The 23,603-nt window shown below is 52.7% G+C and carries 20 protein-coding genes, 1 pseudogene and 1 riboswitch; of the genes and pseudogenes, 14 read left to right on the top strand and 7 right to left on the bottom strand.

The features are described from left to right. Positions 1-3 precede the first annotated feature (3 nt). Entirely contained in the window at positions 4-783 is a 780-nt protein-coding gene (locus P398_RS0107450; RefSeq protein WP_029334645.1) for a TIGR01457 family HAD-type hydrolase, read from the top strand. Positions 784-803: 20 nt separating this feature from the next. Here P398_RS0107450 and P398_RS0107455 read toward each other — a convergent pair whose 3' ends face one another. Further along, positions 804-1,061 carry a NifU family protein gene (locus tag P398_RS0107455; RefSeq protein WP_228617585.1) on the bottom strand — a complete coding sequence of 86 codons (258 nt, stop codon included), beginning with the start codon at positions 1,059-1,061 and terminating at the stop codon, positions 804-806. Positions 1,062-1,162: 101 nt separating this feature from the next. Here P398_RS0107455 and P398_RS0107460 point away from each other — a divergent pair, with 101 nt between their 5' ends. Further along, on the top strand, positions 1,163-1,444 hold the full coding sequence (locus P398_RS0107460; RefSeq protein WP_034799392.1) for a YuzD family protein: 282 nt from the start codon (positions 1,163-1,165) through the stop codon (positions 1,442-1,444). A 43-nt stretch (positions 1,445-1,487) separates the two neighbouring features. On the opposite strand, the gene P398_RS0107465 is transcribed toward P398_RS0107460, so the two are convergent. Next, entirely contained in the window at positions 1,488-2,924 is a 1,437-nt protein-coding gene (locus tag P398_RS0107465; protein WP_029334647.1) for a S8 family serine peptidase, read from the bottom strand. A 266-nt stretch (positions 2,925-3,190) separates the two neighbouring features. Beyond that, positions 3,191-4,246 carry an NAD(P)/FAD-dependent oxidoreductase gene (locus tag P398_RS0107470; RefSeq protein WP_029334648.1) on the bottom strand — a complete coding sequence of 352 codons (1,056 nt, stop codon included), beginning with the start codon at positions 4,244-4,246 and terminating at the stop codon, positions 3,191-3,193. 98 nt (positions 4,247-4,344) lie between these two features. Here P398_RS0107470 and P398_RS0107475 point away from each other — a divergent pair, with 98 nt between their 5' ends. Both P398_RS0107475 and P398_RS0107480 read left to right on the top strand, forming a co-directional pair. After that, positions 4,345-4,581, top strand: a complete 237-nt coding sequence (locus P398_RS0107475; RefSeq protein WP_024372562.1) for a YuzB family protein — start codon at positions 4,345-4,347, stop codon at positions 4,579-4,581. Between the two features lie 202 nt (positions 4,582-4,783). Then, positions 4,784-5,995: a NupC/NupG family nucleoside CNT transporter gene (locus P398_RS0107480; protein WP_024372563.1), complete on the top strand. Its 1,212-nt coding sequence runs from the start codon at positions 4,784-4,786 to the stop codon at positions 5,993-5,995. A 246-nt stretch (positions 5,996-6,241) separates the two neighbouring features. Here P398_RS0107480 and P398_RS0107485 read toward each other — a convergent pair whose 3' ends face one another. Further along, positions 6,242-6,829, bottom strand: coding sequence for an ECF transporter S component (locus tag P398_RS0107485; protein WP_024372564.1), 588 nt, complete (start codon positions 6,827-6,829; stop codon positions 6,242-6,244). Between the two features lie 161 nt (positions 6,830-6,990). Further along, positions 6,991-7,132, bottom strand: a riboswitch (FMN riboswitch). A gap of 97 nt (positions 7,133-7,229) precedes the next feature. On the opposite strand from P398_RS0107485, the gene P398_RS0107490 reads away from it, so the two are divergent. After that, positions 7,230-7,586: a HesB/IscA family protein gene (locus P398_RS0107490; protein WP_029334649.1), complete on the top strand. Its 357-nt coding sequence runs from the start codon at positions 7,230-7,232 to the stop codon at positions 7,584-7,586. Positions 7,587-7,693: 107 nt separating this feature from the next. Then, the gene (locus P398_RS0107495) at positions 7,694-8,548 is read left to right on the top strand and encodes a Rossmann-fold NAD(P)-binding domain-containing protein (protein WP_029334650.1); all 855 of its coding nucleotides are present in this window, start codon (positions 7,694-7,696) and stop codon (positions 8,546-8,548) included. Between the two features lie 42 nt (positions 8,549-8,590). Here the strand turns inward: P398_RS0107495 and P398_RS0107500 are convergent, their stop codons facing one another. Further along, positions 8,591-9,568 carry an NAD(P)/FAD-dependent oxidoreductase gene (locus tag P398_RS0107500; protein ID WP_029334651.1) on the bottom strand — a complete coding sequence of 326 codons (978 nt, stop codon included), beginning with the start codon at positions 9,566-9,568 and terminating at the stop codon, positions 8,591-8,593. A gap of 267 nt (positions 9,569-9,835) precedes the next feature. On the opposite strand from P398_RS0107500, the gene P398_RS0107505 reads away from it, so the two are divergent. From P398_RS0107505 to P398_RS16380, 6 genes and pseudogenes are all read left to right on the top strand, one after another. Continuing rightward, positions 9,836-11,047, top strand: a complete 1,212-nt coding sequence (locus P398_RS0107505) for an NAD(P)/FAD-dependent oxidoreductase (RefSeq protein WP_029334652.1) — start codon at positions 9,836-9,838, stop codon at positions 11,045-11,047. A 129-nt stretch (positions 11,048-11,176) separates the two neighbouring features. Beyond that, positions 11,177-11,494: a YuiB family protein gene (locus P398_RS0107510; RefSeq protein WP_024371283.1), complete on the top strand. Its 318-nt coding sequence runs from the start codon at positions 11,177-11,179 to the stop codon at positions 11,492-11,494. Positions 11,495-11,599: 105 nt separating this feature from the next. Further along, complete coding sequence (gene glcT / locus P398_RS0107515) at positions 11,600-12,445, top strand: glucose PTS transporter transcription antiterminator GlcT (RefSeq protein ID WP_029334653.1); 846 nt, start codon at positions 11,600-11,602, stop codon at positions 12,443-12,445. Positions 12,446-12,662: 217 nt separating this feature from the next. Beyond that, the gene (gene ptsG / locus P398_RS0107520) at positions 12,663-14,189 is read left to right on the top strand and encodes a glucose-specific PTS transporter subunit IIBC (protein WP_029334654.1); all 1,527 of its coding nucleotides are present in this window, start codon (positions 12,663-12,665) and stop codon (positions 14,187-14,189) included. 113 nt (positions 14,190-14,302) lie between these two features. Beyond that, a complete protein-coding gene (gene ptsG / locus P398_RS0107525; protein WP_029334655.1) occupies positions 14,303-16,333 on the top strand; it encodes a glucose-specific PTS transporter subunit IIBC in 2,031 nt (676 codons plus the stop codon). 338 nt (positions 16,334-16,671) lie between these two features. Then, positions 16,672-18,017, top strand: a pseudogene (locus tag P398_RS16380) (IS1182 family transposase); the annotation flags it as partial. A gap of 153 nt (positions 18,018-18,170) precedes the next feature. On the opposite strand, the gene ptsP reads toward P398_RS16380, so the two are convergent. Next, positions 18,171-19,889 (bottom strand): phosphoenolpyruvate--protein phosphotransferase, encoded by a 1,719-nt coding sequence (gene ptsP, locus P398_RS0107540; RefSeq protein WP_024371287.1) that lies wholly within the window; start codon positions 19,887-19,889, stop codon positions 18,171-18,173. Between the two features lie 330 nt (positions 19,890-20,219). On the opposite strand from ptsP, the gene P398_RS0107545 reads away from it, so the two are divergent. Together P398_RS0107545 and P398_RS0107550 are read left to right on the top strand one after the other, a co-directional pair. Then, entirely contained in the window at positions 20,220-21,659 is a 1,440-nt protein-coding gene (locus P398_RS0107545) for a leucyl aminopeptidase (RefSeq protein ID WP_029334658.1), read from the top strand. 135 nt (positions 21,660-21,794) lie between these two features. Next, positions 21,795-22,454, top strand: coding sequence for a DUF429 domain-containing protein (locus tag P398_RS0107550; RefSeq protein WP_029334659.1), 660 nt, complete (start codon positions 21,795-21,797; stop codon positions 22,452-22,454). Between the two features lie 4 nt (positions 22,455-22,458). Here the strand turns inward: P398_RS0107550 and ytvI are convergent, their stop codons facing one another. Further along, on the bottom strand, positions 22,459-23,589 hold the full coding sequence (gene ytvI, locus P398_RS0107555; RefSeq protein WP_029334660.1) for a sporulation integral membrane protein YtvI: 1,131 nt from the start codon (positions 23,587-23,589) through the stop codon (positions 22,459-22,461). Between the last annotated feature and the right edge of the window lie 14 nt (positions 23,590-23,603).

Below are 23,603 nucleotides of genomic sequence, written 5' to 3' on the forward strand. Positions count from 1 at the left end.
TGGATGGAAACGGTTAAAGGATACTTATTTGACTTAGATGGAACGATGTACGCAGGGACCGAACCGATCAAAGCGGCGGTCGACTTCGTGAATCGGCTTGAGGCGACGGGGTTCCCGTACTTGTTTGTGACGAACAACGCTTCGATGACACCTGGACAAGTGGCCGATAAGCTCGTGAAGATGGGCGTGCATGTGACGCCTGAACACGTGTTGACGAGTGCGATGGCGACAGCGCGTTATATTGAGAAGATGACACCGAAAGCGACGATTTATATGATCGGGGAAGACGGGCTTCGTCTCGCGCTTGAAGAGCGTGGCTTTACGGTGACGGATGAACCGAAAGCGGATTACGTCGTCATCGGGCTCGACCGCCATATCACGTACGAGAAACTGGCAAAAGGGGCGTTGGCTATCCGCAACGGGGCGCGCTTTATTTCGACGAACGGGGACATCGCCATTCCGACAGAACGAGGCTTCTTACCAGGGAACGGGGCGCTCACTTCGGTGCTAGCCGTCACGACCGAAAAAGATCCGTTCTTTATCGGCAAACCGGAGCCGGTCATGGTCGATATCGCTTTAGAGATGATTGGCCTCAAGAAAGACGAGGTCGTCATGGTCGGGGATAACTACCATACCGACATCTTGTTCGGCATCAACGGAGGAATCCGGACGCTCCACGTCAATTCAGGCGTGCACGGGCCGGCGTTCATCCAAGAACAAGAAAAGCTCCCAACCTATATGGTCGAGAGCTTGGATGAATGGATACACGAAAAAAAGGGATGACACGTGTCTCCCTTTTCTAATTAGAATACTTGTTCAACTTCGACGATGCCAGGTACTTCTTCGATGAGCGCGCGCTCAATCCCGGCTTTCAACGTGATTGTTGAAGACGGACAACTGCCGCAAGCGCCCATCAATCGAAGCTTGACGATGCCTTCTTCTACATCTACGAGTTCAACGTCACCGCCGTCGCGAAGCAAGAACGGGCGTAATTTATCGAGTACTTCTTGGACTTGATCGAACATTTCCATGGTATCTACCCCTTTCTGGTTCTCTTTCATTCTAGCAAGTTTGAGATTGTTTCTCAATCATTAACGCTGAGCGTTTTATGACGATGGCACTCTTGATTTTGTATAATAGGAAAGAAGAGGGGGGGATGGAGATGAAAATCACCGTGTATGGCGCTGAAGTCCAGTGCGCGAGTTGTGTCGGGGCACCGAGTTCTACGGAGACGTATGAATGGTTGCAGAGCGCGCTCGGGCGTAAATATCCGGAGCACCGTTTCGAGTTCGAATATATCGATTTTGAGACGGTCGATGATGAGATCGCGGAGGCGATCAAACAAGATGAGTGGTTTTATCCGCTCGTTCTGTTGGATGGCGAAGTCGTGGACGAAGGGGTCGTCCAACTCCGAAAAGTGTATGCGGCCATCGAACAAAAATAAGAAGAGTCGGACGAGTCCACTGGACTCATCCGACTCTTTTTAGTTAGCGAAGCTGGAATGACGTCGTTGCCGACCCGGCTGTGTAGCCAGAGAGCGTCGCGTCCGATTTCACTTGATACGTCCCTTTCTGTGAAGAAGACGTCGTCGAGAGCGTGAACGTGATCGAACCGTTCGAAGCCGTCTTACCTGTACCCGTCAATGTCGAGCCGTTCGGTTGTGTGACCGTCACGCGGACGTCCGCGTTGGCGACAGCTTGACCGTTCGCATTACGAACCGTTGATGAGATGGAAACTTGTTCGCCGGCATTGTACGTTGCTTTTGACGTCGTGACTGTCGTCGAGAGCGCCTGGACTGGTTGAGACGTGCCGCCAGAGCCTGGAGCTTGAACGAGCCCGTTACCGAACCATGTGTCGCGCCCGGTTGGACCGAGGTCGATGACGTCTTGCGACAAGCGTGTGCGGAGCTGAGATGCTGAAAGTGATGGATACGCTTGTTTCATGAGCGCCAAGTTACCGGCGACGTAAGGTGTCGCCATCGATGTACCACTCAATGGACCGTAGCCGCCATTGTAGAGCGTCGAGTTGATGTTCACCCCTGGTGCCGCGACTTCGACCGTGCTACCTGTCGCTGAGAACGAGGCACGGTTGTCGTTAATGTCTGTCGCTGCGACCGCGATCGCTGAGCTGTAACGAGCCGGGTAGTTGACGAGGTCGCCTGAACCGTCGGCGCGCCCGTTGTTCCCGGCAGCGGCGACGACGAGAATACCGGCGTTGTTGGCTCGGTCGACGACTTGTTGAAGCGTTGACGAGTGGCTCGTCGTCCCGAGACTCAAGTTGATGATATCCATTTGGTTCGAGATCGACCAGTCGATTCCGGCGATGATGCTCGACAAGCTACCGCTACCGTTCGCTTCGAGCGCTTTGACGGCATAGATGCTCGCTTCGTGGGCGATTCCGACCGTGCCGATACTGTTGTTGCGAGCGGCGATAATCCCGGCAACGTGGGTCCCGTGACCGTTGTCGTCGGCATATGAGCTCGTCACACTACTGAACGAGGCACCCCCGGAAATCGTCAAGTCAGGGTGAGCTGAAATGCCGGTATCGACGACGGAGATTTTGACGCCCTTCCCGGTGAATCCACTTTGCCACGCGGACGGTGCTTTTAACTTTGGAATGCCCCAGTCTCGTGTTTGGTTCTCGATTTGAACCGTTTGGTCGACTTCGACATGAGCGATGTTCGGGTTGTTTTTCAAGCCGTTCAGAGCGGATTTTGGAACTTCAAGCGCAGCGGCCGGGATGTTGGCGTACTGCTGACGGACTTCCATGCCTTGAATCGAGAGCGGGTTTTTCTTGGCGGAATCTTTGAATACGACGATGACACGTTCTTTCCCGTTGTCGCTAGACGCATCCGCGAGTTGTGGAGCAGATGACAAGACGAGTAGTGAGGCGAGGACGGTGCTGCAAAGTTTTTTCTTCTTCAATGTGGTTCCCCCTTTAGGTTATGTAGGCGTTTTTGACACGTCCGACCAGTCCGATGAAGTGACGTGTGTTGTTTGCCGTGTCCATAATGTAACAAGTATTTCCATCGGGATGTAGATGTCAATCGTATCAATATTCAGAATATTTAAAATGCGGAATCGGGGATATCGGTCCAGGACTTTTGTCACACGCGTCTTCAAGCGCCAAAGGTTGCGTCCATACAAAAACGTGTCGTGCCGAGATCGGCACAACACGTTGGAACATACGTTTATTTAATGACTTTATGCTTCCATAAGATGCCCGACTTGAGCAGTCGAGCGACTTTCCCCGTGAGCGATTGTTTGCCCATGAAGACGCCGAACCCTGCTTTTTTTCCGAGTGAACCGAGCGTGCCTCGCAATTTGATGGCAGGAAGGTCGGGATAAGCCACACCTTTCCATTTGCAGAGCAACACTTGGACGATCTGCTCGGCTTGGGCCTCGGCGAGTTGGCCTGAAGGTGCGTACGGAAGGCTTGCGTTATCCCCGACGACGAAGACGTCCGGTGCTTCCGGGACATGATGGTGAGGCGTCAATTTGACACGGCCACCGGCGTCAAGCTCCCAACCTTGGTTACGGACGACCGCGACCGGTTGAATGCCCGCCGTCCAGACGATCATGTCCGAGGCGAAGAGTTCTTCGTGGTTCCATAAACCATCCGCATCGACGCGCGTGATGTTGGCGTTGTTGATGACGTCGACACCGTGCTCTTCAAACCAGGACTGGACGTACATCGAGACGCGGTTTGACAAGAACGACAAGACGGATGGTCCACGGTCGAAGAGACGAACGGTCAAGTCAGGACGACTTTCCCGGAGCTCGCTCGCGAGCTCGACGCCGGACAGACCGGCACCGACGATCGAGACGACAGAGCCGGGTGAGAGGCCGTTGATGGCTTGTTGTGTCTTCCGCGATTCTTCAAGCGTTTGAATGCTATACGTGAATTCGGCGGCCCCGGGCACGTTGTGGTATTTGTCCTCGCAACCTAGTCCGATGACGAGGTCGTCATACGGTACTTTTTCCCCGCTTGCGAGCAAGACCATTTTGTCTGTCGTGTCGATGTCGGTCACTTGGCCGTATATGTAGTCGATTCCTTCCGGGAAGTCGACCCGAATGTCACGGTCTGACACCGTTCCGGCGGCCAATGCATAATACTCTGTTTTTAACCCATGATAAGGCAGACGATCGACGAGTGTGATCGACACGTCGTTCAGCTGATGGCTGAGCACACGTTCGATGACACGCATTCCCCCGTAACCGCCTCCTAAGACGACTAATTTGCGCATAAAAATCCCCCTTTGTTACTCTTTAACTGTATCATGTTATAATCTGCCGTAGAAGAACCATTTTCCTTAGAATAAAGGAAAGAAAGACGGTGAAAGAAATGATGAATCCAATCATCGAGTTCTGTGCCTCGAACTTAGCGATGGGCTCACAAATCGCCCGTGCCAAGCTCGAGTCTGACCCTGACCTTGACGTCGTGGAATATGGCTGCACCGGCTACTGCGGTGTGTGTGCCCTCGACTTGTTTTGCCTCGTCGACGGTGAAGTCGTGATCGGGCAGACGCCGGAGGAACTCGTGGCGAACGTATATGAAAAAATCGAAGAGATGGCATGGTAAAAAGTTTGGAGTTTCTTCAAACTTTTTTTCTTTTTGACCCGTTGCTTTTTTAAAAACGGTCTGGTATATTCAAAGAGGTTCGAATGTAGGTTGTCTGACGTTTAACATCAAAAAAAGAAAGCGTTTCAAACGGTAGGACACATCTCTTTTCGGGTATGTCACAAATAATAGCTTTTCTTAACATGAAAGGAGCACAACACTAATGAAAATCATGAGTGTGGTTGGTATTTTGGCACTAATTGGAATCGCTTACATCTTCTCTACCAACCGTAAAGCCATCAAGTGGCGCACAGTCTTGGCGGCATTCGCCATCCAGTTCTTGTTCGCCTTCCTCGTCCTTTATACTTCAGCAGGGCGGGCCGTCTTACTTTGGATCTCGGAAGGGGTTCAAAACGTCTTGAACACGGCGAACGCAGGAATCAGCTTCGTCTTCGGCACAGCTGTAGGCGGGGACAACTTCGTCTTCGCGTTCCAAGTGTTGACGATCATCGTCTTCATGTCGTCGCTCATCGCGCTTCTCTACTATGTCGGCGTCATGCAGTGGGTCATCCGTATTCTCGGTACGGCGCTCGCGAAAGCGCTCGGCACGTCACGTAAAGAGTCACTCTCGGCGACGGCGAACATCTTCGTCGGTCAAACGGAGGCGCCGCTCGTCATCAAACCGTACCTTCCTTCGATGACGCAGTCAGAGCTTTTCGCAGTCATGGTCGGTGGTCTCGCATCGGTTGCCGGTTCGGTACTTGCTGGATATGCCGCACTTGGTGTTCCGCTCTCATACTTGCTCGCAGCGAGCTTCATGGCTGCTCCGGCAGGTCTCATGTTCGCGAAAATCATCGTCCCTGAGACAGATGAGCCAGATGACAACATCGAAATCGCGGAAGATGAAGAGAACAAGGCAGCGAACTTCGTCGATGCGGCCGCTCGCGGTGCGTCAGACGGTCTCTTCCTCGCCTTGAACGTCGGTGCGATGCTTCTCGCCTTCGTTTCATTAATCGCACTCGTCAACTTGATTCTCGGTGGAATCGGTGGCTTGTTCGGATTCGGTGACCTTACAGTTCAATTGATTCTCGGTTATGTGTTTGCTCCGCTCGCGTTCGTCATCGGTGTTCCTTGGGCAGATGCGGTTCAGTTCGGTAGCTTCCTCGGACAAAAACTTGTCTTGAACGAGTTCGTTGCCTTCTCTGAATTCGCACCAATCATTGGCACGGGTGAGCTTTCAGCTCGTACGGAAGCCATGACAGCGTTCGCACTCTGTGGATTCGCCAACATCTCGTCACTCGCGATCCTTCTCGGTGGTCTCGGTGGTATGGCGCCGAACCGTCGTGGTGACATCGCACGCATGGGTGTCCTCGCGATTCTCGCAGGTACGCTCGCTAACTTGATGTCAGCGACACTCGCTGGACTTCTTCTCTAATCGAATACGAGATAATCAGAGTGATCACTTCGGTGGTCACTCTTTTTATGTGGGCAGGTTAAGGTCGTGTGTCATGTGCGTCGCTGTGAGCCGTCACGTGAAACACGAGATCCGGAAACTGTCCATCGTCCTAGGATGGTGTCATGTCCCTTCGGTTGATACGTATGGGTAAGCCGGAATGGGATGGCGTTGTAATTGAACAAGACATGAAAAAAGCGCCTAGGAATGTTCCTAGACGCGTACGAGTTACGCTTGAAGTTGCATGCGCTGACGTTCGATCCACGGCTTCAATTTGATGAAGAGCGGGACGAACAAGGCAGTAATCAACAAGGCTTTAATAAAGTTGAATGGCAAGATCCCGTAAAGGACGAGGTTCGTTTTCACGGCCGGGTCCGCCATTTCGGCCATCCCGAAGAAGAACGCGTATGCCGGTAAGATGAGTACATAGTTCAAGATGGCCAAGCTGAGCGCCATCGTGATCGTTCCGGCCACGAGGCCTGAAGCGAGCGCTTTATTCGTTTTACGTTTATGGTAGAACCAAGCGACCGGATACATGAAGGCGACACCCGCGAAGAAGTTCGCAAGTTCACCGACCGGCACGCCGCCACCGTTAAAGACATAATAGAGGACGTTTTTTAGAGCGACGACCACGACGCCTGCGAGTGGCGAGAAGACGATACCGGCGACGAGCGCTGGGATGTCACTGAAGTCCACTTTCAAGAACGGTGGTAGGAAAGGCAGTGGGAAGTTAAAGAGCATGAGCACGAATGAGATCGCCCCGAGCATCGATAACGTCACCAGTGTAGTCAATCGTTTGTTGCGCGTTGTTTTCATCAAAATCTCTCCTTTTGTCGCTCCTTGATGAATGGCACCCGTCGCATAGAAAAACCCGATTGTATCATAACAATCGGGAGAGTTTACGCGCATACGAAATAGATGTTTTCCGTCGCGGAAAAGACCACGTCAAAGAAAACATCCGAATATCGGTCGGATGCCGCCATCTTCTCCCATCCAGACTATACTGTCGGCTTTCGAATCTCACGAAATCAGCAAGCAACGCCTTGCTCGCTCACGGGCTGAGAAGAACTTGTCTTCAATACCGCCGGTCGGGAATTTCACCCTGCCCCGAAGATGGAACGATTTAATTTTTTTTGTTACAGTTTAGTTATACAAGATATTTCACAAAATCTCAAGTGAGTTGACTTGATATGAAGATAATGAAGGAGGAGTTCAGATGATTCATTTGACAGAGTCAGCGGCGCTTCAGGTCATCGATATGATGAAACAGACCGAACGCCCCGATGGACAATATTTACGGATCAAAGTACAAGGGGGCGGATGTACCGGCTTGTCTTATGGAATGGGGTTCGATGAGGAAAAGACGGACAAGGACGTTCAGTTCGACCATCACGGGGTCCGCGTCATCGTCGCCGAGGCCGACCACGGTGTCGTCGATGGGCTCGAGATCGACTACAAACAGTCGATGCTCGGGGGCGGCTTTACGATTAAAAACCCGAACGCCATCGCGACGTGCGGTTGCGGCTCGAGTTTCCGGACCGCGTCGAACGCCGGGACACCGGGAGATTGCTGAACGGGGAGGTTGCAGACATACGTCTGTGACCTTTTTTTGCTCGTAGGTTATTCCAAGGAAATGAACGGGAATATTGGAGAGAGAAGGATGAAAAGGGGGCAGAGAGGATGAGAAAAGTACTGATTTTCGGTGGGTCGCGCTATTTCGGGAAACGATTGGCACTCCGATTGGCGGAGGCGGGAGACGACGTGACGATTGTGACGCGAGGGCAACTGCAAGTGCCTGAGGCAGAAGGGATTCGTTCAATCAAAGGAGACCGGCAGTCGGTGGCGACGATGAAAGACTTATCACGCGACCGTTACGATGTCATCTATGACAACATTTGTTTTTCGCCGTATCAGGCGAAAATCGCGGCCGATGCGTTTTTGGACCGAGTCGGAAAATATGTGCTGACGTCGACGTTGTCCGTCTACGCCCCGGGTTCCCATTTAAAAGAAAGTGACTTCAATCCGCTCCATTACGATTACCACCTCGAAGCAGATCATGACTACGGACAAGGTAAACGGGAGGCCGAATCGTACTTCTTTCATCGCGCCTCGTTCCCGGTCGCGACCGTCCGCTTTCCGATCGTGCTCGGTCCGGACGACTATACAGACCGTCTCAAGTTTTATGTCGACGCGATTCGTCGGGAAGAGCCGATCGTCCTCCATCATCCGGAAGCAAAAATGGGCTTCATCTCAAGCTTTGAGGCGGCCGCCTTTTTGGAATGGGTCGGCCGGGCGAACGTGACCGGGCCGTTCAACGCGGCGAGCGACGGGTTGATCTCGATGGGTGCGCTCATGGAGCGGATTGGTTATCATCTCGGTAAACCGGTCCACATCGTCAAAGACGGGGAGTCGTCCCCGTACGACACGGACGTCGATTACTACATGTCGATCGCGGAGGCGAAAAAAGCCGGATTCGTGTTCACGCAACTTGATGATTGGATTGACCGCGTCATCATTCAGACGATTCGCAGATAAAAAAAACGGCCTCTCATCAATCAAGATGAGGGGCCGAATTGATTATTTCCCGGCAAATACCGAGGTCGAGTGTTGCGGGTGGCGTGCTGTCGGGTCGACGAGCTGCTTCACTTGGTTGACGGCGATCGGTGCTTCGCCGAAGCCGGTCGCGATCAATTTCACTTTGCCTTCGTACGTGGCGATGTCACCGCAAGCGAAGATGCCGGCGACCGTCGTCTCCATGCGTGAGTCGACGCGGATCGTGTTCTTCTCGAACTCCATGCCCCAGTTTTTGATCGGGCCGAGTGACGAGACGAAACCGTAGTTGCAGATCAAGTCATCGACTTCGACGAACTTCGAGGCGCCGTCCTTGTCGGTCAACTCGATCGATTCGATATGCGTCTCACCAGAGAGCGACTCGATGTTATATGGTGTCCAGACGTTGATCGTCGATGCCTTCATCTGTTCGACCGTGTGCTCATGGGCACGGAAACGGTCACGGCGGTGGACGATGTGGACTTCTTTGGCGATGCCTTCAAGCATGAGCGCCCAGTCAACGGCTGAGTCGCCGCCACCGGCGATCATGACGCGGCGGTCACGGAATTTCTCCATATTGTCCACGAAATAATGAAGGTTGGCAAACTCTTCGCAACCATCAATCCCGAGTGGACGTGCGGCGAATGCCCCGTTCCCGGCAGTGATGATGATCGCTTTCGTATGATACTCGTCTTTGTTCGTCGTGATTTGGAACGTGCCGTCTTCTAACCGTTCCACCGTCTCGACCGTCTCGCCTAAACGATAGTCCTGCTCGAACTGGTCAGCCTGTGCCTTCAGCTGGTCGATCAAATCTTGAGCTTTCACTTTCGGGAAGCCGGCGATGTCGTAAATATATTTTTCTGGATAGAGCGTTGACAATTGTCCGCCGAGTTGTGGCAAACTTTCGATCAACGTCGCATCGAGTTGTCGCATACCTGCATAAAATGCGGTGAACAGTCCGACCGGGCCGCCACCGATGATGATCACATCTTTCGTCGATTTCATCGAATTCCTCCTCAAAACGTATACATCTATTATAGTGACATTCGTCAATTAAATCCATTCTGTACAAACATGCAATACATTCAAAAAAAATTCAAGAAGATAAGCTTTTCCATTGAGAAAACGAAACAAAGAGCGTACAATGACATAGAAGTAATTGTGAACATTGGTTGAACAAGGTTTAGGCTTTATTGTGAACAATCATGTGAAAAAAGACACAACATGGTTGTTCAAGAAAACAAAACTATGAAACATAAGGTGGAAATGAACATGAAACGACCTAACATTGTTATTCTCGGCGCTGGTTTTGGCGGGCTCATCACAGCAGTCAATCTTCAGAAGACACTTTCAGCCGGAGATGCGAACATCACGCTTATTAACAAGCATGATTACCATTACCAGACAACGTGGCTTCACGAGCCAGCGGCAGGAACGATGAAACCGGATCAAGCTCGCGTTTACATCAACGACGTCGTGAACCCGTCACGAGTAAAATTTGTCAAAGGGATCGTCGATCGCGTCGATACTACGGCTAAACAAGTATTGCTCGAAGACGGTTCGACTGTTGAATACGATTATGTCGTGTTCGCGCTCGGCGGCGTACCGGAAACGTTCGGTATCCCAGGTCTCAAAGAGAACGCGATGACGATCAGCTCGCTCAACAGCGTCCGTAAAATCAAAAACCACATCGAGTACTCGTTCTCAGAATATAAATCAAAAAATTCGACAGATCGCTCTTACGTCACGATCGTCGTCGGTGGCGCAGGCTTTACCGGCATCGAGTTCCTCGGCGAACTCGTCAACCGTATCCCTGAGCTTTGCAAGCAATACGACGTACCGCGTGAAGCGGTTCGCATCGTCAACATCGAAGCGGCGCCAACGGTTCTCCCAGGTTTCGACCCGGAACTCACGACGTATGCGCAGAAATGGCTCGAGCGTAACGGCGTCGAGATGAAACTCGGCAACGGAATTAAAGGTGTCGAACATGGTCTTGTCACGTTCGGTCCACTCCAAGGTGACACGACGGAGACGATCGCTGCGAACACGATCCTTTGGACAGGCGGCGTCAGCGGTAGCCCGATCATCGAGAAGTCTGGCTTTGAAGCGGTCCGTAACCGCGTCATGGTCGAAGCGGACAACCGTGCCCCTGGCCACGACAACGTCTTCATCATCGGTGACTGCTCGGCCGTCTTGGACCCGGTATCAAACCGCCCATACCCGCCGACAGCCCAAATCGCGACGCAACAAGCACATAACGTTGCGAAAAACATCGTGGCCCTCATCAACGGAAAATCGACTTCGAAGTTCACGTATGAGAGCAAAGGGACAGTCGCTTCACTCGGCCATAACGATGGGATTGGCATCGTCATGGGCAAAAAGATCTTCGGTCGCAACGCTTCATTCATGAAGAAAGTCATCGACAACAAACACTTCATCGAGCTCAAGAAATATGGTCTTGTCCTTAAAAAGGGTAAATTCTAATTCAGTTGAGCCAACGCGCAGCCTGTTCATGAGAACGGGCTGCTTTTTCGTGTCGACAATCCGGTGAACTTCTTTGACCAAGCGGAAGTCGATTCGGTATAATAGATATCGGGAAAAGGGGGCAATCGCATGCATATCATCCAGGCCGTCATCGGCGCGATTTTATATTTAGTCATGTTCTTTAGCATCGGCTTCATCTTGAACATGTTGCTGAAAAAGACATGGACGCTCGTGTTCATCTATCCGATCTTCGTCATTTTGATGATTGATAACGTCAAGCTCTCAAGTTACGTCACAGAAACGTCGACGGCACTCGCGAACGTGTATGAACGTTTGCTCGGGCTGCAGTTTCTTGACATCTTCATGCTCGGTTTCGGCTTGCTCGGCACCATTTTGGCTGGCGTGACGATTCGATTCTTGCGCAAGAGCGGTTATTCGATGTTCTAAAGACGACAGAAATGTTCGTCTTTTTTGTTTTCCGCCTACTTTTTTAGAAGCTGAACCGATATACTAGATAAGATAACGATTTAATTAGTAAGGGATGCGATACGAATGACATTACCGATGTATACGATCAAAAAAGTGTTGAATAATAGCGTTGTCATTTGTCAACATGATACGGATCCGGAAGTCATTCTACTTGGGAAGGGGATTGGCTTTGGCAAGAAGGCAGGCGATCTCGTCGACCCGGCCAGCGTCCCGGAGAAAGTGTATCAGTTGACCGATAAAGAAGAACAGTCGCAGTACCGTGAACTCGTCAAGCACGTCGATGAGGACTTTATCGCCTTCATGCAAGAAATCGTCGGCTTCATCGAGACGAGTACGGGCAAAAAGGTCGATGAACATATTCATATTGGCTTGACCGACCACTTGTTCTTCACGATGAAACGAATCGAACAAGGGATGGAAGTGACGAATCCGTTCTTGCTCGAGACCGAATCGCTCTACCCGAACGAGTACGCGCTCGCCGAACGCATCGTCGATATGATTCATGAGCGGCTCGATGTGTTGTTGCCGGACGCCGAGGTCGGGTTCATTGCCCTTCATATTCATTCGGCGACGACGTTCAAAAACGTCCTCGAAGTCAATCGACACAATCAAATCATCGGCCAAATCGTTCAGACGATTGAGAGTCGGTTGAACGTCAAAATGGACCGAACTTCACTCGATTATAAGCGCTTACTTCGGCACTTACGGTACGCCGTTGAGCGGGTTGCGACCGGTGAGTTCGTCGAGGCCCCACAAAAAATAGAAAAGGTATTGCGTGAAGAATATCCACTATGCTATAGTACTGCTTGGGAGCTGATGGGTATCATGGAACGCGAATTAAAGCGTCCTGTCCCGCGAGGTGAAGCGACATATTTGACGATGCATCTCCAGCGCCTTACAAGTAGATAACTGATACCACGTATCTTACGTGTTACTGATTCGATCAGGCATGAGTAAGGAGTGGAACGGCTTACGATTTCTCCATTGGGAGAGGTCTACGTTCTATCCCTTGTTCATGCCTGTTTCTGTTTTTATAAACGTTTATTATGAAAACGTTTAGATACGTCGGTTGTCTGACATCTACAGTCGTCTTTCTGTACAAACCATTACAAAAGGAGGATTTATCATGTTTAAGCAGATCTTTGGTGTTCTTCAAAAAGTCGGTAAAGCGCTTATGCTTCCTGTAGCGATCTTGCCGGCCGCCGGTCTTCTTCTTGCATTCGGTAACGCGATGCAAAACCCGGCCCTTACATCACGCGCTGGTTGGTTAACGAACGCAGGCGTCGTGAAATTCGCTCAGCTCATGGAGCAAGCGGGTGGCATCATCTTCGCGAACTTGGCACTCTTGTTCGCTGTCGGTGTCGCGATCGGTTTAGCAGGGGACGGCGTTGCCGGACTCGCCGCTATCGTCGGATTCCTCATCATGAACCAAGTCATGGGAATTTGGCTCGAGCTCACGCCTGACGTCATCGCACAAGGTGACCCGGCATACGCGACGGTACTCGGTATCCCGACACTTCAAACAGGGGTATTCGGTGGTATCATTATGGGTCTGATCGCCGCCTGGGCGTACAACAAGTACTTCAACATCGAATTGCCGCAATTCCTTGGCTTCTTCGCTGGTAAGCGTTTCGTCCCGATCGTCACGGCTGTTGCCGCGGTCGTCGCTGGTTTCGTCATGCTTCTCATCTGGCCACCAGTTCAACACGGATTGAACTCATTCTCAAACTTCATGTTGACTGAAAACCGCACGCTTGCGGCGTTCGTCTTCGGTTTGATCGAACGTTCATTGATTCCGTTCGGTCTTCACCACATCTTCTACTCACCGTTCTGGTTTGAGTTCGGTCAATATACAGACGCGGCAGGTACGATTGTCCGTGGTGACCAAGCAATCTTCTTCGCACAAATCCGTGATGGCGCTGAGTTGACAGCCGGTACGTTCATGACTGGTAAATACCCGTTCATGATGTTCGGTCTTCCGGCTGCAGCACTCGCGATGTACCATGAAGCACGTCCTGAGCGTAAAGCGGTCGTCGGTGGTCTTTTGGCTTCGGCAGCACTCACATCGTTCTTGACTGGTATCACTGAGCCGATCGAGTTCGCATTCTTGTTCGTCGCACCAGTCTTGTTCGCAATACACGCCGTTTTCGCTGGCCTTTCATTCATGGTCATGCACATCTTAGACGTCAAAATCGGGATGACGTTCTCGGGCGGTTTGATTGACTACCTTCTCTTCGGTGTACTTCCTAACCGTACAGACTGGTGGCTCGTCATTCCAGTCGGTCTCGTATTTGCCGTCATTTACTACTTCGGATTCCGTTTCGTCATCCGTAAGTTCAACCTTAAAACACCGGGCCGTGAAGATGAAGTCGTTGAGCAATCAACTGCTACAGGTTCGGAACTTGCACAAGATATCCTCGTTGGGTTCGGTGGTTCACAAAACATTAAACACTTAGACGCTTGTATCACACGTCTTCGCGTCGAAGTGAAAGATAAGACCCAAGTGAACAAAGAAGAGTTGAAACGTCTTGGGGCAGCTGGTGTCCTTGAAGTCGGAAACAACATTCAAGCCATCTTCGGACCACGCTCGGATGCATTGAAATCAGAAATGCAAGCGGTCATCGCGTCAGGTAACGAAAAGAAAGCTAACTAATTTTAGTTGAAAGCCAATCCTTTATGGGTTGGCTTTTTTTGTATCGGGAAAACGGTTTCAGCCATATGTCAGATGGGGAAAAGTAAGTATTCTGACAAAAGGAGGGAACCAAGATGTGGAAGAAAGTGTTTGGTGTCTTGCAACGGATCGGGAAGGCACTCATGCTTCCGGTTGCGATCTTGCCGGCAGCCGGTCTCTTACTAGCGTTCGGTACCGCATTCCAAAATCCTGATCTCGTTGCACTCTTACCTTTCTTGGCAAACGATTCACTCATCCTCGTCTGGCAGGTCATGACCGATGCCGGGGATATCGTGTTTGCCAACTTAGGTCTGTTGTTCGCCGTCGGGGTCGCCATCGGGTTGGCCAACGGGGACGGTGTCGCCGGGTTAGCAGCTATCGTCGGGTATTTGATCATGAACAAAGTCATCAGCACGTGGAACGGGATCACTGCGGATATCGTCCAAGGGGACCCGCAGTACGCAACGGTGCTCGGTATCCCAACGCTCCAAATGGGGGTGTTCGGGGGGATTATCGCTGGTCTAGTCGCCGCATTTGCCTATAACAAATACTTCAACATCAAGTTGCCGGATTTCTTAGGGTTCTTCGCCGGGAAGCGGTTCGTCCCGATCGCCACAGCGGCGTTCAGTTTGATCATCGGGATCGGGCTCGCTTACATTTGGCCGCCGATCGGAGTCGCAATCAACACGTTCTCAAGCACGATCATCGAAGCGAACGTGGCCGTCTCGGCCTTCGTCTTCGGGTTGGTCGAGCGGTCGTTGATCCCGTTCGGGCTACACCACATCTGGTACTCTCCGTTCTGGTTCCAGTTCGGGGAATACACGAACCAAGCCGGGGATCTCGTGCAAGGGGACCAACGGATCTTCTTCGCGCAGTTGCGTGACGGCGTCGAGTTCACGGCCGGGACGTATATGACCGGGAAATTCCCGTTCATGATGTTCGGGTTGCCGGCTGCCTGTCTCGCGATGTATCACACCGTACCGAAAGAACGTCGGAAAAACGTCGAAGGCCTTTACTTCTCGGCAGCGCTCACGTCGTTCCTCACAGGGATCACAGAGCCGGTCGAGTTCTCGTTCGTCTTCGTCGCACCTCTTCTATTCGGGATTCACGCGGTATTTGCCGGACTGTCCTTTATGACGATGCACTTACTGAACGTCAAGATCGGGATGACGTTCTCAGGTGGACTCATTGACTATCTGTTGTTCGGGGTATTACCGAACCGGACGGCCTGGTGGCTCGTCATCCCGGTCGGCCTCGTGTTCGCCGTCATCTATTACTTCGGGTTCCGCTTCGCGATCCAAAAGTTCGACTTGAAGATTCCCGGACGTGAAGCCGTGGTCGAAGGAAAAGAGGCACGTACCGTCGTCGGTGATGATTTGCCGTATGAAGTGCTCGTCGGTCTAGGCGGACCGGAGAACATTAAGCACCTCGACGCCTGTATCACGCGACTTCGTGTCACTGTAAACGACGTCAAACAAGTCGATAAAGATTTGCTCAAAGACCTTGGTGCCGCCGGTGTTCTTGAAGTCGGAGACAACATTCAGGCGATCTTCGGGCCGAAGTCGGACACGCTCAAATCTCAAATCGCCGCGATCATTGAAGGCGGCGAATACAAGCCGAAAGAAAAAGCTGTCATCACACCTGAGGCGGCGGAACATGCCGATCATCGCTTCCTCGCACCGATGTCAGGTGTGATCTTGTCACTCGACGATGTGCCGGATCAAGTGTTCTCCGGTCGGATGATGGGTGAAGGATTTGCCATTGAACCGAGCGCGGGCCAAGTCGTGTCTCCTGTCACCGGACAGATCACGACGTTCTTCCCGACGAAACATGCGATCGGGTTGCTCGCGGATGATGGACGAGAAATCCTCATCCACGTCGGTCTCGACACCGTCAATTTGAAAGGGGAAGGCTTCACGTCGAAAGTGAAAGAAGGCGATCGCGTCGAAGCGGGGGATGTCTTGCTCGACGTCGACCTCGACTTGATTCGCGATAAAGTGCCGTCGCTCATCACGCCGATCATTTGGACAAACGGGGATGGCAAAACGGTCGTCGTGCCGTTCGGAGAAACGGTCGTCGCGGGTGAGGCGCTCGACTTCAGAACGGATGATAAAGGGGCGGAATAAAACAAAAAAAGATGGCTCTCGCATCGTGCGAGAGCCATCAGATTGTTGACTAACAGAATGTTTTCGCTCCTCCTCTTGGCGCCTCCGCTTTCCTAGGGGCGAGCAGGGAGCCGCATCGCGACGTTGTCGCTGCTGGGTCTCCCTCCGCTCGCTGATCCCTCAGGAGTCTCCGGCGCCGTCGGATGAGCGACGCGAGAGGCCGCCCTTGGGTGGCCTCTCGTCTTTTTCTGAGGCCTCGACGGCCGATAGAAAAAGCCCCCGATGCGGGCTAAAACCTCGAAAAGCGGGAACTGGTATGTATGGATCGTCACCGCCTCCGAACAGGAAGGGGAATCATCATGTACCGAGTCCATATCGCCAAACGCCATGAACCAATCCGCACCGACGCCTCGCTGGACCAACTGGTCCCGAAAGACCACCTCGTCCGCAAACTCGACCGCCACATCGACTTCTCCATCGTCCACCGGCTATGCGCGCCGCTGTATTCAAACACCGGACAGCCCGGCATCGACCCCGAGATCCTCATCAAGATCATCCTGCTCGGCCCGCTGTTCAACATCCGTTCCGTGCGACAGACCATCAAGGAAATCGAGACGAACCTCGCGTACCGTTGGTTCCTCGGGCTCGGGATGGACGAGAAAATTCCCGACCATTCGACGATCAGCCAGGCCTATCGACGCCGGTTCGCCGGCACGGACGTCTTTCGACAAATCTTCGAGGACATCGTGGGCCAGGCCGAAGCCCACGGCTTCATTTCAGGGCGCATCCTGATCACCGACTCGACCCACATCCGAGCCAACGCGAACAAGAAGAAGTTCGACAAGGTCGAGGTCGAGCAGGTCGTCGGCGATGTCGAGGAAGAGCTTCTCGGCCGGGTGAACGAGGAACGGGCCAAACGAGGAAAAAAGCACTGAAGCCCGCGCGACAGAAGAGGAAGCGTCGACTCATCAAGGTGAGCCGGACCGACCCTGACGCGGGCTATATGTACCGTGACCAGAAGCCGGAAGGCTTTTTCTGGCTGGTGCACCGGACGGTCGACGCCAAGCACAACTTCATCGTCGATGTGCATGTCACGCCCGGGAACGTGTCGGACAGCACCGTCTATCTTGACCGTCTCGACTATATCCTCAACCGTTTCGCCTATCCGCTCGAGGCGGTCGCGCTCGATGCCGGTTACTACACGACCGAGATCGCGAAGGCACTCGTCGAGCGCGGCGTTTTCGGCGTCATCGCCTGGCGGCGGTTCGGTGGGAAGAAGGGGATGATTCGAAAGACGCGGTTCACCTACCTGCCGGACGTGGACGCCTATCTGTGTCCGGCGAAACAGCACCTCACCTATAAGACGACCGACCGTCACGGCTATCACCAGTACGCGTCCGATCCTGCCATCTGTCAGAACTGCCCGCTCCTCGAGAAGTGCACGTCAAGCCGATCGCATCGGCGCGTCATCACTCGCCACATCGATGAGTCCTACCGCGAAGCGGTGAGTGAGAACCGTCTGTCCGCATCGGGCAAGCACCTCTACCGTCTCCGGCCACAGACGGTGGAGCGCTCGTTCGCCGACGGGAAGGAGCTCCACGGTCTCCGCTTCACGTTCTACCGGGGGAAAGAGGCGGTGGACCGCGCCAATCTGGTGGCAGCGACCGCACAAAACATGAAGAAGCTGGCCAACCTGTTGGCCGAAAACGACCGTCTACATAGCATTTTTTCAATTTTATGTCGGGCAGAGCGCCTCGAGCTCGTTGAACACAAAAAAAAGACGAACCCATTCGCCAGAAGCGAATGGGTTCGTCAACAGCCTGATGGCTCTCGCATCGTGCGAGAGCCATCTTTTTGATTACGCCTTAATATCGAATTTTTCGCTGAGGAAGTTCACGACTTCTTCTGCTGTATCCATGTTGAGAACTTCGTTGACGATCGCTTCTGTTTCCGATTTCGTCAAACGTTTCACGAGGCTACGTGCGCGCAATACGCTCGAAGCTGACATCGAGAACTCGTCAAGTCCAAGTCCGAGAAGGATTGGGATCGCGAGCTCTTCTCCTGCCATCTCACCACACATGCCGACCCATTTGCCTGCTTTGTGCGCTTCTGTGATGACGTTGTGGAGAAGGTTCAAGATGGCCGGGTTGAACGGTTGGTACAAGTACGAGACTTTCTCGTTCATGCGGTCCGCTGCCATCGTGTATTGAATCAAGTCGTTCGTGCCGACCGAGAAGAAGTCGACTTCTTTCGCGAACTGTTTCGCCATGACGGCTGTCGATGGGATTTCAACCATCATCCCTGTCTCGTAGTTGCCGACAGCGACGCCTTCTGCTTTCAACTTCGCTTCTTCTTCGAGAAGAAGGGCTTTCGCGGCACGGAACTCTTCGAGTGTCGCAATCATTGGGAACATGATCGCGAGGTCACCGTGAGCCGAGGCGCGGAGAAGGGCACGAAGTTGTGTGCGGAACAAATCAGTTTCCTCAAGGCAAAGACGAATCGCACGGTAGCCGAGGAATGGGTTCATTTCTTTCGGCAAGTCGAGGTAAGACAATTCTTTGTCGCCGCCGATGTCGAGTGTACGGATGACAACTTGTTTGCCTTCCATGCCTTCAAGGACTGTCTTATACGCATTGTATTGTTCTTCTTCAGTCGGGAACGTCTCAGAGTCCATGTAGAGGAACTCGGTACGGTAGAGACCGATCGCGTCCGAACCGTTCTTCAAAACGCCTTCGAGGTCGTTCGGTGTTCCGATGTTGGCCGCAAGTTTGACTTTATGGCCGTCGGCAGTGACCGACTCTTCGTTGACGAGTTGTTTCAACTCTTCTTTATACGCTTCGAATGAAGCACGCTTTTCGTTATATTCGTTGACGAGTTCTTCAGACGGGTTGACGAACACGTCGCCCTCTGTGCCGTCGATGACGACGAGATCGCCATTTTTGATTTCTTCAAGCGCTACTTTTGTTCCGACGACAGCCGGGATTTCGAGTGAGCGTGACATGATAGCCGAGTGTGACGTACGGCCGCCGATGTTCGTCGCGAATCCTTTGACGTACTTACGGTTAAGTTGTGCTGTGTCAGACGGCGTCAAGTCTTCTGCGATGATGATGACTTCTTCAGAGATTGAAGCGGGTGTCATGAATGTCACGCCAAGAATGTGAGCCATGACACGTTTCGTGACGTCACGAACGTCCGCTGCGCGCTCACGCATGTATTCGTTGTCCATCGACTCGAAGATCATGATCATCGTTTGAGCCACTTCGTCGAGGGCTTTCGCGGCGTTCATGTGTTCGCTTTCAATTTTCTCGTTCACTTGTGAAACGATCTCTGGATCTTCCACGATGAGCAAGTGTGCCGAGAAAATCTCTGCTTTGTCTTCACCAAGTTCACGAAGTGTGATTTGGCGAATTTCTTCGAGCTCTACTTTCGACTGAGCGATGGCCGCCTCGAAGCGTGCCTTTTCAGCTGCTACATCCTCGATTTTGTTCGTTGGGATGTCGAATGAAGGTGTTTCCATGACGAATGCTTTTGCGACTGCGATTCCCGCAGATGCGCCAATACCTTTAATGTGTGACATAAGCGTAGTCCCTCTCTTCAAAGAAATAGTGTGCTTCCAACGTTACCTCGTTAGTTCTTACCCGAAATGAAAAAGGAATTAACGAAAACGCAGAAGATTAGAGTAGCAACGGTCTGCGACTAGGGGAAGCCTCGACCGAACAAAATGGCCTCACCTCAAGAATGAGGGGTGCCGGATTGCGTACTTACCTATCCTATCATAAAATAAAACCTCGTCACAACGAGGAGATGGCGCCTGAATTCGAAGATTTCTTGACTCTTACGCATACCGTTTCATTATTTTAGAGAAGTTCGTTATGCTAACTATATATAAAGAAGGGAAGTGACACACATGTATCAAATAAAAGACTTGGATTGGACCGATTCATATGACACGATTGTCGTCGGAATCGGGGCTGCCGATACGATCGATGAGGGGCTCGACGCCTTGTATAATGGTCGGGTCAAGTCGCTCATTCAATCAGCGGACATCTCGACGAAGACTGGGGAACTGTCAATCGTACCGACGTTTGAGGGGACAGTGAAGCGAATCTTGTTTGTCGGGCTCGGACAACGTAACGAGAACACGACAGAGAACGTCCGCAACTGGTTCGGGAAAGTGGCGAAAGAGATCAAGGCCCGTGCGTTCACAGACGTGGCGATCGCGCTCGAGACGTTCGAGTCGAACGGTGCTTTGTTCACTGAAGCTTACGAGATGGCAACTTACGAGCACCCTACATACAAGTCGGCGCCGAAAGACAGTGCGCCGGAGGTGACGATCACCTTGCTCGGGAATGTCGATCAGACGGAAGTCGAGAAAGGGGCCGCCCGAGGTCGCGGGGTCAACGTGGCTCGCAAGTTGACGATGATGCCGGCGAACATTTTGACGGCAGAGGCGCTTGCCGACTATGCGGTCGAATTGGCAGAGCGCCACGGGTTCAACCATCGTATCGTGGAGAAAGAAGAAATGGAAGGGCTCGGGATGGGCGCGTTGCTGGCCGTCAATCAAGGGTCAAAACTCCCGCCGAAACTAATCGTGCTCGAGTATAACGGGGCCGGGGAAGAAGCCCCGATCGCCGTCGTCGGCAAAGGCGTCACGTTCGACACGGGCGGTTATTCAATTAAGCCGAAAGACGGAATCGTCGGTATGAAAGGCGATATGGGTGGGGCGGCGACCGTCATCGGGTTGTTCGAGACGCTCGCGACGACGAAACCGGCTGTCAACGTGCTTGGTGTCATTCCGGCGACAGATAACATGATTTCCGGTGACGCCTTCAAACCGGACGACGTCATCACAGCGATGAACGGGAAGACGATTGAAGTGTTGAACACAGACGCCGAAGGGCGCCTCGTCCTTGCTGACGCGGTGACGTTCGCGAAGACGTATGACCCGCAAGCGATCATCGATGTGGCGACGCTCACAGGCGGTGTGCTTGTCGCGCTCGGAACCGATGTCACAGGCTGTCTGACGAACGACGATGCACTCTACGGCGCACTCGAAGAAGCGAGCCGGGAGACGAATGAACTCGTCTGGCAAATGCCGTACTTCGATGTGTTCATCAATAAAGTCCGTAAGTCGGAAGTGGCCGATTTGAACAATTCGCCGGGCCGTTTCGGTCACATGATTTTCGGTGGCGCGTTCGTCGGTGAGTTCGTCGGAGATACGCCGTGGCTTCATCTTGACATCGCCGGCACGAGTGAACGCCCGGCGGCGAACGAACTCGGTCCTAAAGGGCCGACGGGTGTCATGGTACGCACGCTTTCCACTTTACTCGACGGGTGGAATCGTTGAAACTAGGAGTGGGATTGGTTGGCTTTGCCGTTCTAACCGGCTTCGGTTACACGGCTTGGCCTTCTCAATGGTTGTTAGGGATCACCGTCTTTTGTGCGGTGTTCGGAATATTGGTTTTCATGCAGGAGGTACGCCGTGGTAGGAGTAGGAATTGATGGGGCACGCGGAAGCTGGGTACGCATCACGTACGACAGCATCTCGCTTTGCCTGACCATCTCAGAGCAGTTAGAAGATTTGTTGATCGATGGGGCGGTGCATTTCGTCGACATGCCGAAAGAGTTAGGGACGACCGAGAAACCGGATCGTACTTGTGATGCTTACTTGCGGTCGCAGTTGACGAAGCGGAAGTCGTCCATCTTCACACCTCCGATTGAAGAAGTGTTGAATGAGGAGACGTATGAAGCGGCGAACCTGAAGAGTCGCGAGCTCGTCGGGAAAGGGATCAGCAAGCAGGCGTGGAACCTCGCGCCGCGCATCCGGGAGTTCCAAACGTTGGACCGTGACGATGTGTTCGAGTCCCATCCTGAAGTCTGCTTTGCGGTCATGACGGGACGCGAGGCCGAGTTCAGTAAGAAGACGGAGGCTGGTGAGGCAGAACGGATCGAGCTGCTACGCCGCTATTCGAACAGCTCGCCGTGGAAATGGAAGATGTCGAACGTACAGGTCGATGATATTATCGATGCCTGTATATTGGCCGTCGCCGCATATGAAGCGGGAACGACCGGGATGTCGACTTATCCCGACCGAACTGAAGGAGAACCGTTCGTGGCGGTACCCACGATGAAAGAGCGATGACGTGTCATCGCTCTTTTGGTATGGTCGTCGGTCCGATGATGAAGCGCCACACGTAATAAAAGACGCGAGCATTGTACAGTGCTTTCAACAACACGGCGATCACTGGTCCTAATATGAACCCGAGGACGCCGAAAAGTTTGAGTCCGACAAATATCGAGAGGAGAGCGGCGAGCGGATTCAACCCGATATGCGACCCGACAATCTTCGGCTCGGCCAAGTTGCGTTGAACGATGACGATGATGTAAAGGACGAGCACGCCGATGGCGACGAACCAGTCACCCGAGATGGCGGCATAAGCGGCCCAAGGGATTAACAGTGTCCCGACACCGAGATAAGGCAATAAGTCAAAGAAAGCGGCGAGGAGAGCGAACGAGAGTGGGTTGTCGACCCGGAGGATGAACATGCCGACGAGGACGATCCCGAACGTGATCGAGATGAGCGTCAACTGGGCCCGGGTGTATCCGAAAAGAGCGGCCCGTAGGTTCAACATGACCTCTTCGAACTCTTTAAACCCTTTGCGCTCGTTCAAACGATCGATTTGCCGCATGTAAGCCGGCCAGTCTTTCGTGATGAAAAACCAAGCGAGGACGATGACGATGAAGAGCAACAAGACGAGCGGCAAGGCGCCGAGCAGGCTTTGCAACAATCCGGCGAGACCGCGTGAGAGCACTCCGATCGCCGCCCCGAGCTGCACACCGAGCTCGGTGATGCCGCCTTCGATCGACGTCGTTTGACTCGGGTTAAGCCGCTCGATGCTGTCGTAGGCGTCATTGACGAACGGGGCGATCTTCTCATTGAACACACGCTGAGCGAAAGCGGTGAACGTCTCGATTTGAGTCGGGAGTTTTTCCGCCGCGATCGTCGCGTAACGAATCAATTGGGAGACGACGATGACGATCACCCCGGAGACGAGTCCCATGACGATGAGAAGAGCGAGGAGCGTCCCGAGGGCCCGCGGCATGTTGGCTTTTTGTTCAAACAAGTTGACGAGCGGTACGGTCAACAAGGATAACAAGAACGCGAGGACGAAAGGATACGTGTACTGAAAGATGATACCGAGCAACCAGATGACAGCACTCATCCCGAGAACGACGAGGACGAGACGAACAAGTTGCCAAAGCCGGACAGACGACATGAGGCATTGCCCCT

This window comes from Exiguobacterium aurantiacum DSM 6208, from assembly GCF_000702585.1.
Lineage (GTDB): Bacteria > Bacillota > Bacilli > Exiguobacteriales > Exiguobacteriaceae > Exiguobacterium > Exiguobacterium aurantiacum.

Coding starts and splice junctions, on each gene's coding strand:
- P398_RS0107485 (WP_024372564.1), bottom strand. CDS start 6,829: ATGAAAACAACGCGCAACAAACGATTGACTACACTGGTGACGTTATCG.
- P398_RS0107480 (WP_024372563.1), top strand. CDS start 4,784: ATGAAAATCATGAGTGTGGTTGGTATTTTGGCACTAATTGGAATCGCT.
- P398_RS0107475 (WP_024372562.1), top strand. CDS start 4,345: ATGATGAATCCAATCATCGAGTTCTGTGCCTCGAACTTAGCGATGGGC.
- P398_RS0107470 (WP_029334648.1), bottom strand. CDS start 4,246: ATGCGCAAATTAGTCGTCTTAGGAGGCGGTTACGGGGGAATGCGTGTC.
- ptsG (WP_029334654.1), top strand. CDS start 12,663: ATGTTTAAGCAGATCTTTGGTGTTCTTCAAAAAGTCGGTAAAGCGCTT.
- glcT (WP_029334653.1), top strand. CDS start 11,600: ATGACATTACCGATGTATACGATCAAAAAAGTGTTGAATAATAGCGTT.
- ptsG (WP_029334655.1), top strand. CDS start 14,303: ATGTGGAAGAAAGTGTTTGGTGTCTTGCAACGGATCGGGAAGGCACTC.
- ytvI (WP_029334660.1), bottom strand. CDS start 23,589: ATGTCGTCTGTCCGGCTTTGGCAACTTGTTCGTCTCGTCCTCGTCGTT.
- P398_RS0107510 (WP_024371283.1), top strand. CDS start 11,177: ATGCATATCATCCAGGCCGTCATCGGCGCGATTTTATATTTAGTCATG.
- P398_RS0107505 (WP_029334652.1), top strand. CDS start 9,836: ATGAAACGACCTAACATTGTTATTCTCGGCGCTGGTTTTGGCGGGCTC.
- P398_RS0107460 (WP_034799392.1), top strand. CDS start 1,163: ATGAAAATCACCGTGTATGGCGCTGAAGTCCAGTGCGCGAGTTGTGTC.
- P398_RS0107545 (WP_029334658.1), top strand. CDS start 20,220: ATGTATCAAATAAAAGACTTGGATTGGACCGATTCATATGACACGATT.
- ptsP (WP_024371287.1), bottom strand. CDS start 19,889: ATGTCACACATTAAAGGTATTGGCGCATCTGCGGGAATCGCAGTCGCA.
- P398_RS0107495 (WP_029334650.1), top strand. CDS start 7,694: ATGAGAAAAGTACTGATTTTCGGTGGGTCGCGCTATTTCGGGAAACGA.
- P398_RS0107455 (WP_228617585.1), bottom strand. CDS start 1,061: ATGAAAGAGAACCAGAAAGGGGTAGATACCATGGAAATGTTCGATCAA.
- P398_RS0107490 (WP_029334649.1), top strand. CDS start 7,230: ATGATTCATTTGACAGAGTCAGCGGCGCTTCAGGTCATCGATATGATG.
- P398_RS0107450 (WP_029334645.1), top strand. CDS start 4: ATGGAAACGGTTAAAGGATACTTATTTGACTTAGATGGAACGATGTAC.
- P398_RS0107500 (WP_029334651.1), bottom strand. CDS start 9,568: ATGAAATCGACGAAAGATGTGATCATCATCGGTGGCGGCCCGGTCGGA.